The 13,376-nt window shown below is 40.6% G+C and carries 15 protein-coding genes; all 15 read left to right on the top strand.

Going from position 1 to position 13,376, the window contains the following annotated elements; translation table 11 throughout:
- The 15 genes from murG to PT285_RS05350 all read left to right on the top strand — a co-directional run bounded on the left by murG (position 1) and on the right by PT285_RS05350 (position 13,376).
- Positions 1–1,107, top strand: a complete 1,107-nt coding sequence (murG, locus tag PT285_RS05280; protein ID WP_277148454.1) for an undecaprenyldiphospho-muramoylpentapeptide beta-N-acetylglucosaminyltransferase — start codon at positions 1–3, stop codon at positions 1,105–1,107.
- A gap of 17 nt (positions 1,108–1,124) precedes the next feature.
- Positions 1,125–1,982 carry a cell division protein FtsQ gene (locus PT285_RS05285; RefSeq protein WP_277148456.1) on the top strand — a complete coding sequence of 286 codons (858 nt, stop codon included), beginning with the start codon at positions 1,125–1,127 and terminating at the stop codon, positions 1,980–1,982.
- A 61-nt stretch (positions 1,983–2,043) separates the two neighbouring features.
- A complete protein-coding gene (gene ftsA, locus PT285_RS05290; RefSeq protein ID WP_277148458.1) occupies positions 2,044–3,399 on the top strand; it encodes a cell division protein FtsA in 1,356 nt (451 codons plus the stop codon).
- Positions 3,400–3,413: 14 nt separating this feature from the next.
- Positions 3,414–4,733 carry a cell division protein FtsZ gene (gene ftsZ / locus PT285_RS05295; protein WP_277148460.1) on the top strand — a complete coding sequence of 440 codons (1,320 nt, stop codon included), beginning with the start codon at positions 3,414–3,416 and terminating at the stop codon, positions 4,731–4,733.
- Positions 4,734–4,752: 19 nt separating this feature from the next.
- Positions 4,753–5,193, top strand: coding sequence for a cell division protein SepF (locus PT285_RS05300; protein ID WP_277148462.1), 441 nt, complete (start codon positions 4,753–4,755; stop codon positions 5,191–5,193).
- On the top strand, positions 5,194–5,496 hold the full coding sequence (locus PT285_RS05305; protein ID WP_277148463.1) for a YggT family protein: 303 nt from the start codon (positions 5,194–5,196) through the stop codon (positions 5,494–5,496). It abuts the gene before it with no gap.
- The gene (locus tag PT285_RS05310) at positions 5,493–6,281 is read left to right on the top strand and encodes an RNA-binding protein (RefSeq protein WP_277150619.1); all 789 of its coding nucleotides are present in this window, start codon (positions 5,493–5,495) and stop codon (positions 6,279–6,281) included. Before PT285_RS05305 ends, PT285_RS05310 begins: the two co-directional genes overlap by 4 nt.
- Before the next feature lie 20 nt (positions 6,282–6,301).
- Complete coding sequence (locus PT285_RS05315; RefSeq protein WP_280928040.1) at positions 6,302–6,991, top strand: DivIVA domain-containing protein; 690 nt, start codon at positions 6,302–6,304, stop codon at positions 6,989–6,991.
- Between the two features lie 219 nt (positions 6,992–7,210).
- Entirely contained in the window at positions 7,211–10,000 is a 2,790-nt protein-coding gene (gene ileS / locus PT285_RS05320) for an isoleucine--tRNA ligase (RefSeq protein WP_277148467.1), read from the top strand.
- The gene (locus PT285_RS05325; protein WP_277148469.1) at positions 10,000–10,221 is read left to right on the top strand and encodes a cold-shock protein; all 222 of its coding nucleotides are present in this window, start codon (positions 10,000–10,002) and stop codon (positions 10,219–10,221) included. Before ileS ends, PT285_RS05325 begins: the two co-directional genes overlap by 1 nt.
- Positions 10,222–10,794 carry an NUDIX hydrolase gene (locus tag PT285_RS05330; RefSeq protein WP_277148471.1) on the top strand — a complete coding sequence of 191 codons (573 nt, stop codon included), beginning with the start codon at positions 10,222–10,224 and terminating at the stop codon, positions 10,792–10,794.
- Positions 10,787–11,113 carry a hypothetical protein gene (locus PT285_RS05335; RefSeq protein ID WP_277148472.1) on the top strand — a complete coding sequence of 109 codons (327 nt, stop codon included), beginning with the start codon at positions 10,787–10,789 and terminating at the stop codon, positions 11,111–11,113. Before PT285_RS05330 ends, PT285_RS05335 begins: the two co-directional genes overlap by 8 nt.
- 17 nt (positions 11,114–11,130) lie before the next feature.
- On the top strand, positions 11,131–11,826 hold the full coding sequence (locus tag PT285_RS05340; RefSeq protein ID WP_277148474.1) for a 5'-methylthioadenosine/adenosylhomocysteine nucleosidase: 696 nt from the start codon (positions 11,131–11,133) through the stop codon (positions 11,824–11,826).
- A 2-nt stretch (positions 11,827–11,828) separates the two neighbouring features.
- Positions 11,829–12,986: a cysteine desulfurase family protein gene (locus PT285_RS05345; RefSeq protein ID WP_277148476.1), complete on the top strand. Its 1,158-nt coding sequence runs from the start codon at positions 11,829–11,831 to the stop codon at positions 12,984–12,986.
- A 48-nt stretch (positions 12,987–13,034) separates the two neighbouring features.
- Positions 13,035–13,376, top strand: a complete 342-nt coding sequence (locus PT285_RS05350) for a DUF1831 domain-containing protein (RefSeq protein ID WP_277148478.1) — start codon at positions 13,035–13,037, stop codon at positions 13,374–13,376.

Below are 13,376 nucleotides of genomic sequence, written 5' to 3' on the forward strand. Positions count from 1 at the left end.
ATGAGAGTTATCTTTACCGGTGGCGGCACGGGCGGCCACATTTATCCAATCATGGCGATTATTGACCGTCTGAAGCAGCAAAAGATTGCAAGTAACGATGAAATTTTGTTTGTGGGAACAAAAAAAGGTCTTGAAGCTAAAATTGTTCCTGCAGCAGGAGTAAATTTCACAACAATTGATATTCAGGGCTTTAACCGTAAACATCTTTTGAAAAATTTTACAACAGTGAACTTGTTTATCAAGGCAACCAAGAGGGCAAAGAAAATTTTGACTGCTTTTAAGCCCGATGTTGTGGTTGGCACGGGCGGTTATGTTAGCGGCGCACTTGTCTATGCGGCAGCCAAAATGCACATTCCGACCATGATTCATGAGTCCAATTCGGTGGTTGGGGTCGCTAATAAATTTTTGGGTCATTACGTTGACAAAATTTGCTATACCTTTGATGATGCGGCAACGCAATTTGCAGAAAAAGAAAAGCTGGTTAAAACGGGCAATCCCCGTTCACAACAAATTCTTAACCTCCATAGTCCCCAAATCGATCTGCAAAAAGAATTACAATTAAATCCGAAAATTTCAACTGTTTTGGTTTTTGGCGGTTCCCGCGGGGCGCTGGCAATTAATCGAGTCATGCTCAAGTCGCTGATGAAGCTGAAAAACAAACCCTACCAAATTATTTGGGTAACAGGCACCTTTTATTTTGCTAAAGTTAAAGAAAAATTGCAGAATATTGAATATGGAGATAACATCAAAATTTTATCATACATTCAAAATATGCCGGCTTTACTGCCGGAAATGGCCTGTGTTGTTTCACGGTCGGGGGCAACCAGTATTGCAGAATTCACGGCGCTGGGTGTGCCGGCAATTTTGATTCCGAGTCCAAACGTAACGCATAATCACCAAATGAAGAATGCACTTGATTTGGAAAAGGCTGGCGCAGCGCTGGTCATCTCGGAAGCCGATTTGAATCCGAATAGTTTTATTTCATCAATTGACCATATTTTATTGGATGAAAAATATGCGACAGAAATGAGTGCTGCATCGAAAAAATTGGGTGTTCCTGATGCGGCAGATGAAGTAATTAAAGTCATGCAAGAAATTTCTCGTTAAGAAAGTAGGTGAGGCAGATGGGTAACAAACGGGTGACTAAAATTGATCCTGACGAAAAACTAGCGCATTATCTGCGGCATCAGTCGGAGAGTAAAAACACCCGTTCACACAAAAAGGCGCCACTTTCTGCCTCGCTTAAGCAACTTAATGCGGAACGAAAGAAAGCATTATTTCGACGCCTGGGCTTGATTATTTCTTTGTCGCTGCTAGTGATTATAGTGCTTGGTTATTATATTTCACCGGTTGCTGATGTTAGCAGTATCAAAATTGTCGGTGCCGATGATCTGCCAGCAGTGCAAATTGCCAAAACAGCTGATATTGATTCAAGCAACAAAATCTTACACTGCATGCTTACCCAGCAAAAATTAAAAAAAAAATTACTAGGCAAGTATAATGAAATAAAGGATATTAGATTGCATGTGAATGGGCTTAATCACTTAGTGCTGCAGATCGATGAATACCCAGCAATTGGGTATATTAAACTGAAAAATGGCTATCGCAAAATCATTACTGGCGGCAAATTAGGAACAGCTAATCTGCCTTGGTCCGAGGTTGATCAAAGCAAACCAATGTTTATTGGTTATGATCATGAACTTTCTCTGGAACATGATATTAAATTATTTAACAGCTTGCCTGCCGCTTTTCAGGAAAAAGTTAAACTGCTCAGTGGCAACACGCAGAGGGCGTCACAAATAATTTTTGTAATGAAAGACGGCAATGTGGTAATTGGCAATGCCGCTAGCATTAAGGACAAGTTGTGGTATTACGATGAAATTAGAAAAAAAGCAGAAAAAAATAGTGTAATTGACATGGAAGTGGGCGTTTTCAGTAGACCGCTAACGGCTAAGGAAAAGAAAATATATGGTGTATCATAGTCTGTATTTTTGTCTTTTTATGTTAAGATTTCGTTTGTAGGCAATTAATGGGGGAAAAATTTTGGACAATTCAAATCTTTTGGTGGGTCTGGATATCGGCACCACAAGCATAAAAGCGGTTGTATCAGATTCTGGTAACGTAATTGGTGCGGTTAAAGTTTCTAATACAGGGATGCGGCACGGCAAAATTGTTGATATTGACCAAACAGCGCTGGCAATAAAAAAAGCGTTAAAAGAAATAGAACAAAAAATTAATACAACCATTTATCGGGTGGTAACCGGAATTCCGGTTGGGATGCTTCAGCTGGAGACTGCGAGCGATATGATCAATATCGGCGATAGTGCCCGTGAAATTGAGGATATTGATGTTAAGCGCGCTTTGCAAACGGCGATTAATTCTGCCGTGAAAAATGAGCGTGAACCGATTGCCTTTTTGCCAAGCCGATTTTTGATTGATGGCAAGGCAGATGTTGATGACCCACGGAAGATGATTGCCCATTCCTTAGCTGTCCACGGTATTTTACTGACTGCCCCCTCTGGTGCACTTCATAATGTGAAGAAAGCGATCGAACGTGCGGGCTACCAAAATGACCTTTTTATTCCAGCACCATTAGCAATTGCCAGCAGTGCACTCACGGAAAGTGAGCGTACTTTTGGTTCAGTGCTCCTTGATCTTGGCGGCGGAATAACTACTGCCACCATCATTCATGACGGCCAGATAAAATATGCTAATATCGATTTTGAAGGTGGAAGTGATATCAGCAATGATATCTCTGTTGTTTTAAGTATTTCGAAAAAAGATGCTGAGCAATTAAAATTTGATTATGGCTTTGCTGACCCTAGCCTTACATCAAAAAAGAATCAGTTTGCGGTTAACAGTGTAGGGGCACCTAATCAGAAAATAGTTGATGAAACTTATCTTAGCCAAATTATTAATGCGCGAATGCTGCAGATTATTGACAGAATTGGCAATGGATTGGCGAAACATAACGGTTTAAATTTGCCCGGAGGAATCGTTATTACCGGAGGCAATAGCTTGCTTCAGGGTACTGCGGGGCTTGTTGCTCAGCGTCTGGGCGTAAAAACGCGCATCTTTCAGCCTACAGAATTAGGAATTCACAGTCCGGAATACGCTGCGGCCTATGGCATTGTAAATTATGTGGCTAAAATGTCAGAAACTGATTTTCTTGTCGAACAAGTAATTTATGGCAATGAAGCATTGACGCGGCCAAAAGATAAGAAAGTTCAAAAAAATAACAAAGTTTCAAATAGAATTGTCTCTATTAGTGAAACTAGAGAAAAAGAGGCTTATAATAGAGATGAATTGCCTAGAGAAAAAAAATCTTCGGATGATAGGCCAAAAAAAACTAAGCAAAAAAAAGGTATCAAGAATTTGTTTAAAAAGTTCTTTGATTAAAGGTGGTTATATAGATGGATTTCACATTTGATTCTGACGACAATAAGAGTGCTGTGATCAAAGTAATCGGCGTCGGTGGCGCTGGTGGTAATGCCGTTAATCGAATGATTGATGATGGTGTTCAGGGGGTTTCCTTTGTTGCTGCAAATACTGATGTTCAGGCACTCAATAGCAATAAGGCGGAAAATAAAATTCAGTTAGGTCCTAAGCTTACAAGGGGTCTAGGTGCAGGTTCGCATCCTGAGGTTGGTCAAAAAGCGGCTGAGGAAAGTGAGCAGGCAATTGAGGACGCACTTAAGGGTTCAGATATGATTTTTATTACTGCTGGAATGGGCGGCGGTACCGGTACCGGTGCCGCTCCCATTGTTGCCAAAATCGCTCGAGAGACAGGAGCTTTGACAGTGGGCGTGGTAACTCGTCCGTTTACTTTTGAGGGTCCTAGACGGTCAAAAAATGCAGCTGAAGGAATTACTCAATTAAAGCAATATGTTGACACCTTGGTCATTATCGCAAATAACCGTTTATTGGAAATGGTTGATAAAAAGACGCCGATGATGGATGCTTTTAAGGAAGCGGACAATGTTTTAAAGCAAGGTGTGCAAGGAATTTCTGATTTAATCACGTCAACTGATTACGTTAACTTAGACTTTGCCGATGTCAAGACAGTGATGGCAAATCAGGGTGCAGCATTAATGGGAATTGGCCGGGCTAACGGTGAAAATCGCACGGTTGAAGCAACTAAAATGGCGATTTCTTCGCCGCTGCTGGAAGTTTCAATTGATGGAGCTAAACAGGTCCTGCTGAATATTACCGGTGGTCCGGATCTAACTTTGTTTGAAGCACAGGATGCTTCCGAGATTGTTTCCAAAGCTGCTGGTGAAGATGTCAATATCATCTTTGGGACGTCAATCAACCCTAACTTGGGTGATGAGGTAGTTGTAACGGTGATTGCAACTGGAATTGATTCCAGTGTTGAGGAAAAAGCCTCTAAGCAATTACCAGGACGCAGTCATCAGTTTAAGGCTTCTCCAAGTAAAACGAATGATGATGCTGAAAGAAAAACAGATGTTAATAGTGAAAGAAATCTTAATGAACAAAATTCTGCTAGACCAAGTTCACCTCAACATAAAACAATGGTTGATCCGACAAGCGTCTGGAATTTAAATGACGATGATCGTCGTTCGAGAGCGAATGAACAAGCAAAGTCGTTTGCGCGTGATGATGAATTGAATTCTTTTAAAGAGGATCAAGATGATATTTCACAGATTGAAATTAATTCACAAGATGATAATCAGGATGATATACCATTCTTTAGACACCGCAATGAAAATTAGCAGAGAAGGAGAACTTTAAATGTCACTCAATAAATTAGGTAAGTTTTTTGGAATTTCAGATGAAGACGATCTTTCTGAAGAAGAACAATATGATGATGATCAGGAATATGCCCCAGGAATGGAAGCAAACGGCAGTTCTGTCAACAATGATAAGGTAGTTTCAATCAAGGACGGATTAAATTCCGCTAAAAGTAAGATTGCCTTGTATGAGCCGCGGGTTTATTCCGATGCTAAAGATGTCGCGCAAAATCTGTTGAACAATAAGGCTGTGATCATTAATTTTAGTAGAATGGATGACAGTTCTGCGCGAAGAATCGTTGATTTTGTCACGGGAACTGTTTACGCCCTGAATGGTGAAATTCAACGCATCGGCGATAAGATATTTTTGGCAACGCCGCCTAAATTTGTCACGGATGGAAAAATTAGTGATTTAGTGGATAAGAAAGATAATCTAGGTTAAATGGCTGACATTCTTTTTCATGCTTACAACATAATTAACTGGCTGATCTGGTTATATTGCATACTCATTGTCATTGATGCGATCACCAGTTGGCTTCCTTTTCTAAGTAATTCGGTTTTGGGTAGGTTTCTTCACAGAATAGTTGAGCCGTATACTGGGTTATTCAGAAAAGGCCCGCTTGAGCGGTTAGCATACTCAACGGGAATTGATATTTCACCGATAATAGCGTTGTTTCTGTTATATTTTATTCAGGATTATGCACTTCGGTGGTTGTTTGAGCTTTTATTTAAGCTGATTGGCTGATGATGAAGAGGGCTAGTTCTTTTTATCCGTATTTTGCTGGCGATGAGCGTGTCACCGTTGACAAAATGTTTAGTTTTTACAAAAAAATGTCTCATGGGACCCAGTGGCTGCTAACTGATTTTTTAGATCCAGGGCAGCGTGATATTCTTAAAACAATTGTTGGTAATGATTTTTTTATTCAGGAAGATGGCGGTTATGAGCAGGCCGAAAAGAAGCGCGTTTACTTAAGTGATCGGGCAATTGAGTTAAGTCCTGCGGACTATCGGATTACGGCTTTTGAGATTGCATATCCGGTAAAGTTTGCCAGTCTGAATCATAGTGCCATTCTTGGCACATTGGCTAATGCTGGAATTGAGCTTGCAACATTTGGTGATATCATTACAGATGGCAAGGGCCGGTGGCAGTTTTTTGGAAAAAGTGAATTAACGGATTTCTTTACAGACCAGATTACAAGGGTTGGCCGGCAGCAAGTTAAATTAAAAGCAGTTTCATCAGTGCTTAGTCCGCAAGATGATGGAATTGAAAAGACAATTGTTGCATCTTCGCTGCGGTTAGATAAAATTTTAGCTGAAAGCAGCGGGCAAAGCAGAAGTCAGATAAAAACGGCGCTTGCCAGTAATTTAGTTAAATTAAATTGGCATGGAACTAAGAATTCTAATATAATAGTGAAAGTAAATGATATTCTTAGTGTTAGATACTTTGGAAGAGTCAAAGTCATGAAGATTGAGACAACTAAGAAAAATAAATATAGGGTGGTGCTAAAACTGTGGCAAACAAAAAAATGAAATTCGATAAATTAACACCGATGGATATTCATAATCAAGAATTTAAACATCGTGGAATTAATGGTTATGACCGCCGTGAAGTAGATAGTTTTCTTGACCGGATTGTTGATGATTACGGAAATGCGTTAGATGAAACCGCTGATTTAAAGAATGAAGTAGTTGAGCTTAATAATAAAGTTGAACAATTAGAGAAAAAGGTTGCCGGTTATAATAATCAGAAACAATCACTTGCCAAAATGCAAGAAGATGCGAAGAAAAAGGCAAAGCAGATTGTCAGTAACGCACATAAACAAGCGGCTGCGAATACTAGCTATGAAAAACAGCAGCAGGATACAATCAGAAATGATTATGATCGCATTAAAGAAGAAGTTGCTGAATTTCGTAACGGTATTCAAAAATTATTGCAAAATCAGATTGATGTTCTGAGTGATGACAAGTGGCAGCATGCCTTGGATACTTATTTTCATACCGATCGGTTTTACCCATTTGATGGGTCAGAACCAATTTTATTGGTAAATAATGACGATGATGAGGTTGACATTGAGGATGCAGATGACGTAGACTTTGGGGAGGAAGATATGGACGATGAACCGGATATTATGACCGGTGATAGTCCAAATCATGAAACAGTCAATCTTGATCATAATTCTAACAATAAAGACTCAGATACAACGATTGTTTTTCCTGATGATTATAAAGGTCATGAATAATTTTAGACTGACAGTAAAATTGATGAGTAATTGCAGCGAATTAGCGGAGGTGAAAGGCTAATACTTAAACTCAAAAATTGATCGGCTGTCGATTGGTCTGAACGTTGTTACACGATACGTAAAACTAAGTGGGACTTGAAAAAGTCCAAGTTAGGTGGTACCACGAATTATAACCTCGCCCTATATTTAGGACGAGGTTTTTTTGGAAAGGAAAGTAAAATGAAAATCAAAGATACACTCAATTTAGGCAAAACGAAATTTAAGATGCGAGGCAATCTTCCGGTTCGTGAAGCCGAATGGCAAAAAGAATGGGAAGAAAATAAGTTATATGAGCAAAGATTAAAGCTGAACAAGGGTAAACCGCGTTTTGATCTGCACGATGGCCCGCCGTTTGCTAACGGCAATATTCATATGGGACACGCCATGAATAAGATTTCCAAGGATATCATCGTCCGCTATAAGAATATGAGTGGTCATTATGCACCTTATGTTCCTGGTTGGGATACTCATGGTTTGCCGATCGAACAGCAGCTGACGAAGCAGGGAATTGACCGAAAAAAGTTGGATCCTGCCAAATACCGTGAATTGTGTAAAGAATTTGCTGAAAAAGAAATTAAAAAGCAAATGACCGATTTCAAGCGGCTGGGTGTAATGGGTGATTGGGATCACCCGTATGTCACCTTGCATCCTGAATATGAGGCTGAAGAAATTCGTGTTTTCGGGGAAATGTACGCTAAGGGCTATATTTACAAAGGCAAAAAACCGGTATATTGGTCACCTTCAAGTGAATCAACTTTGGCTGAAGCCGAGGTTGAATACCATGATATTAAATCGCCTTCTATTTATGTTGCTTTTCCAGTCAAAGATGGCAAGGGAATTCTGGATCCAAAGAATACTTACTTTGTAATTTGGACAACTACACCGTGGACGATTCCGTCAAATCAAGGAATTGTAGTTAATCCGCGTTTTGATTATTCCGTTGTTCAGGTTGGTGATAAACGTTATGTGATTGGAACTGATCGGCTTGAAGCGGTAGCCCAAGACTTAGGGTGGCAAGACTATCAAGTCGTTCAGCACATGAAAGGCACCGAGATGGACCGAATGGTTGCTAAGCATCCACTCTATGATCAAGATTCGCTGTTAATGAATGCCATGCATGTCACTGCCAGTGATGGTACCGGCTTAGTTCATACCGCTACCGGTTTTGGTGAGGACGACTACAATGTTGGGCAAAAATACGGCCTACCGGTCTTCAGCCCGATGGATAATAAGGGCTGTTTCACCAAAGAAATTCCCGATCCCGATCTGGTTGGCATGTTTTATGATGATGCTAACAAGGTTGTCAGTGAAAAATTAAAGAAGTCGGGCAATCTTTTAAAATTAAGCTTCTTCACGCACTCATACCCGCACGATTGGCGGACAAAGAAACCGGTGATTTACCGTGCTACTACTCAATGGTTTGCTTCAGTTGATAAGTTCCGCAAGCAGATTCTTGACCAAATTGAAAAGACTACCTTTACACCGTCCTGGGGCAAAACGCGTTTATACAATATGATCAGGGATCGCGGCGATTGGGTAATTTCTCGTCAGCGTGCATGGGGAGTTCCGTTGCCAATTTTTTATGCCGAAGATGATACACCGATCGTAACTCCAGAAACGATTGAGCACATCGCGGAAATTTTTGCTAAAGAGGGTTCCGTTGCCTGGTACACTCATTCTGCTAAAGAATTGTTACCGGAAGGATTTACCTCGAAGCATTCTCCGAACGGTAAATTTAGAAAAGAAAAAGACATTTTGGATGTATGGTTTGACTCGGGTTCATCTCACCGTGCAGTAATGGCGCATCGGAAAGATTTGCATTTCCCAGCAGATTTGTACCTTGAAGGCAGTGATCAGTACCGCGGCTGGTTCAACTCAAGTTTGATCACTTCGGTGGCCACAACCGGCAAGGCACCATATAAGGGTATTTTATCGCAAGGCTTTGTGCTTGATGATAAAGGTCATAAGATGTCTAAGTCGCTTGGCAATGTCATTTCACCTAACGATGTCATTAAACAAATGGGTGCCGAAATTATCCGTCTTTGGGTTGCTTCGGCCGACACCACTTCGGATGTTGCCGTGTCGCAGGATATTTTGCGGCAGACTTCTGAAGGTTACCGCAAGATCAGAAATACTTTCCGTTACATGCTGGCTAATACCAATGATTTTGATCCAAGTCAGGACCGTGTAGCGTATGACGATCTTCGTTCAATTGACCAGTACATGGAAGTTAAACTGAATGATTTGGTTAAAGAATGTCTTGCAAGTTACGACAAGTATGATTTTACAAGTGTCTATAAAAAAGTCTTTACTTTCATTTCAAATGATTTGTCAGCCTTTTATTTGGACTTTGCCAAAGATGTTCTGTATATTGAAGCTGAAAATAGTCATGCACGGCGGTCAATGCAGACAGTCATTTATGATGCAGCAGTTAAATTGGCTAAGATTTTAACACCAATTTTGCCGCATACGATGGAAGAAGTCTGGAGCTACTTAAAAGAGCAAGAAGACTATGTACAGTTAGCTGAAATGCCGGAAGCTTCTCAGTATGCTAACCATGACCAATTGCTTGAGGATTGGGGCAAGTTTATGCACCTGCGTGACGATGTTCTTAAGGCACTTGAGGATGCAAGAGACAAGAAAATGATCGGTAAATCATTTGAGGCGGCAGTGACGATCTACCCTGATAAGGAAACAAAGGCCGTGCTTGATGAGCTTCATTCTGATTTCAGACAGATTTTGATCGTTTCTAAACTGATAATTGCTGATGGCCAAGCTCCAGCTGAAGCTGAGCATTTGGCAAATGCCGATATCGTTGTTGCGCATGCTGAAGGCGAAATTTGTCCGCGCTGCCGAATGATTAAGAATGATATTGGGCAGAATACGGAATTTCCAATGTTATGTGCACGCTGTGCCGAAATTGTTGCAGAAACATGTCCGGAAGCAGTTGAAGAAGGTTTGACAGAATAATGCGCTACGGTACAGTTAAGCAGTTTGATCATGGCAGCAGTTATGGTTTTATCACGGACGAGCAAAATCATAAATCATATTTTGTTTTTTACACCGCTATTAAAGAAAAAGGCTTCAAACACCTAGAGGTGGGACAAAAAGTAAAGTATCAGCTAGCTCAAGGAAAAAACGGCTTGCAGTGTGTCAATGTGTATTTAACAGATTCACAAGAGAGAAGATAAATGGATTTAAACGAGACAGAAATATCCGCAAAGCAAATCTTTTCGGGAAGGATTGTTAATCTGGAAGTGCGGACAATTAAGCTGCCTAACGGCAAAAATGCTTCAAGGGAAGTCGTGAAGCATCAGCCGGCTGCTGCTGTGATTGCAATTAATGCTGAAAAGAAAATGTTGCTGGTCGAGCAGTGGCGTGAGCCAATTAAGCAATTGACACTGGAAATTCCGGCGGGATTAATTGATGAAACGGATGCCAGCCCACTAGATGCGATGAAGCGTGAACTAAACGAAGAAGGCGGCTACCGGGCAGATTATTGGGAAAAAATCACGGAATTTTATTCGTCGCCGGGTTTTACCAATGAAAAGTTGTACCTGTTTTACTGCGATACATTAACTGCATTAGAGGATAAACGGCCACTTGATGAGGATGAATTTTTGGCAGCACACTGGTTTTCCCTTGAAGAATTGAAGAAACTGATTGCGGAGGGAAAGATTGTTGATGCAAAAACGGCCTACGCGATTAATGTATGGGAAAACATGCTTTTGACGGCTGCAAAGGTTAAGGAAGATAATGACTGAGAAGCGTTCGGAATATCGAAAAGAGCATCGTAAAAAAAAGAAGCAGGGGCTTTTTCAAGATATTAAATCTGCATTTATTGCTGATGACGATGATGTTGATGTCAACTCAGATTTTCAACGGCAGCCAGAGGAAAAAGATGACGGTAGTGGCAATGATCAGGTGGAACACTTCCGGGAAAATGCTTCTAAAGAAAACATTACTGATAATGAGCAAACTGTTAATGATAAAAGTTTAAGGCTCAAGAAAAAATTAAATCATGCAATTATTATCGTATTTTTACTAATCTTGTTAGTCTTGTTTGCATTATTTCGCTTGTAAATTTTAAAGAGGTAAAGATGAAAATAGCAATTATTGTGCCAATGGCAATTGAAGCAGAATATTATCGCAAGCATTTTCACTCAGGCCGCAAAGAAATGTTCGGATCAACAGAGTTCGAACATTTTTCTGTTAATAGCAATGATATATATTTGGGTCTAAGTGGAATTGGTAAAGTTCAGGCTGCAATGAATTTGTCCAGCCTGCTGACAGAGGTTGAGATTGACCAAATTTTTATGACAGGAACCGCCGGCTCTTTAAATAAAGGGGTAAAAAAGGGTGATTTACTGCTTGTCAGCTCTTTTGCGTACCATGATGCCCATAATACATTGGCAGGAAATTATGTTGAGGGGCAGATTCCAGGTGAACCTGCGGAATTTAAATTAGACTCAAAGGAACGAAATGAATTTGCCAAATATTTGACAGCAGAAAAAGTTGCCTATAAAGAAGGATTAGTCGTTACAGGGGATGCCTTTGTTGGTTCAGACACACAAAAAGCAGTGATTACTGCTAATTTTCCCTCAGCCTTGGCAGTTGAAATGGAAGGTGCAGCATTTGCACAAGTTGCCAAGCACTTTGCTAAACCACTGGTTGCCCTGCGCGCGATCTCGGATAACGGTGATGATAATGCCAACGAAGATTTTGATCAATTTGCAAAAAAGGTGGGGGCAAGGGCTGCCAGCCTAATTTGTGCTTATTTGGAAAAGATGAGTTAAAGATGACAGAAGTTTATTTGGATAATGCGGCAACGACCCCGATGGCACCCGGAGTAATTGATGTGATAACATCCGAAATGAAAAATGATTTTGGCAATGCTTCAAGCACATATGAGTTGGGTCGGAAGGCGAGCGGTACAATCAGTCATGCGCGGCAGGAAATTGCCCAGGCAATTAATGCTCACGAAACGGAAATCATTTTTACTTCTGGTGGCTCAGAAAGCAATAACATGGCTATTATGGGAACCGCTAGAAGCCGAAAAGAATTGGGCCGGAAAATTATCACGACCAAGATTGAGCACCCATCAGTACTAAATCCAATGAAAGAGCTTGAAAAAGAAGGATTTGAAGTTACCTATCTTGATGTAAATGAAACAGGGCAAATTTCACTTGCAGAGTTAAACCAGGTTCTAACACCAGATACAATTTTAGTATCAGTTATGGCCGTAAACAATGAAGTAGGCAGTATCATGCCCCTTGAGGAAATCGGCAAGCTAGTTAAAAAAAGTAACGCCTATTTTCACGTTGATGCTGTGCAGGGGCTGGGTAACATTGATCTTGATGTGCAAAAAATGCAGATCGATTTGCTGTCAACATCGGCCCATAAAATTAACGGCCCTAAGTTTCTGGGTTTTCTCTACGAAAATAGCAATATCAAGTTGCCGCCACTGATTTTGGGCGGTGAACAGGAACTAAAAAGGCGGGCTGGAACAGAGAACGTGCCAGCTATTGCCGGCTTTGCCGAGGCAGTCACGGAGATGGCCCAGCTTGATAAAAATGAACTGCAGGGAAAATATCTGCGTTTACAGAAAATTATTTTGGATAAGCTTGATCAAGCAGGAATTGCCTACGAAATAAACGGCGGACATGATGATCAGGATTCGCATCATGTGTTAAATTTGCGGTTAAATGGGATTGCGACCGCAATTTTGCAGACGAATTTGGATCTGGCCGGTTTTGCTGTTTCTGGTGGTTCGGCATGCACTGCCGGGTCACTCGAGCCTTCGCATGTTTTAATTGCTTGCTTTGGTGAAGACTCGCCGCGGGTTACAGAATCGATCCGCATTTCCTTTGGTCGGTATACCACAACTGCTGAAGTTACGGCTTTCGCAAATAAACTGGTGGAAATTGCAGGAAAATTGCAGTCTGAGAATAAATAATTGCGTTCAAACAGGAATTAACTTATTATTTATAAGTGAGGTTGAATTATGGCAAATACAGTAGTAATTAATGGCGATGGGCGTAAGTTTACGCTTAGCCCAGATTTGAAACTTTATGCATTAATTGATGCAGGTTTTGTGAAGACTAGCAGGGGTAATTTTAATTACGAACACCCTTTGTATAACGATTCTCCGTACAATGCGCCAACTAAGTTAAAGATGACAATTGATAAGAATTTATCACATTTAACAATGGTGGTGACAGATCGTAATGGCCTGCAAAAGGTAAATATTTTTAAAAATAAACAATTGGCACAAACAGTAGAACTTTTAGATTATATTTTAAAGGATCTTGAGGAGCGCAAAATTATTATTCCAGTAAAGGATTGA

The sequence above is a fragment of the Lactobacillus sp. ESL0791 genome, from assembly GCF_029433255.1.
Classification (GTDB): domain Bacteria; phylum Bacillota; class Bacilli; order Lactobacillales; family Lactobacillaceae; genus Lactobacillus.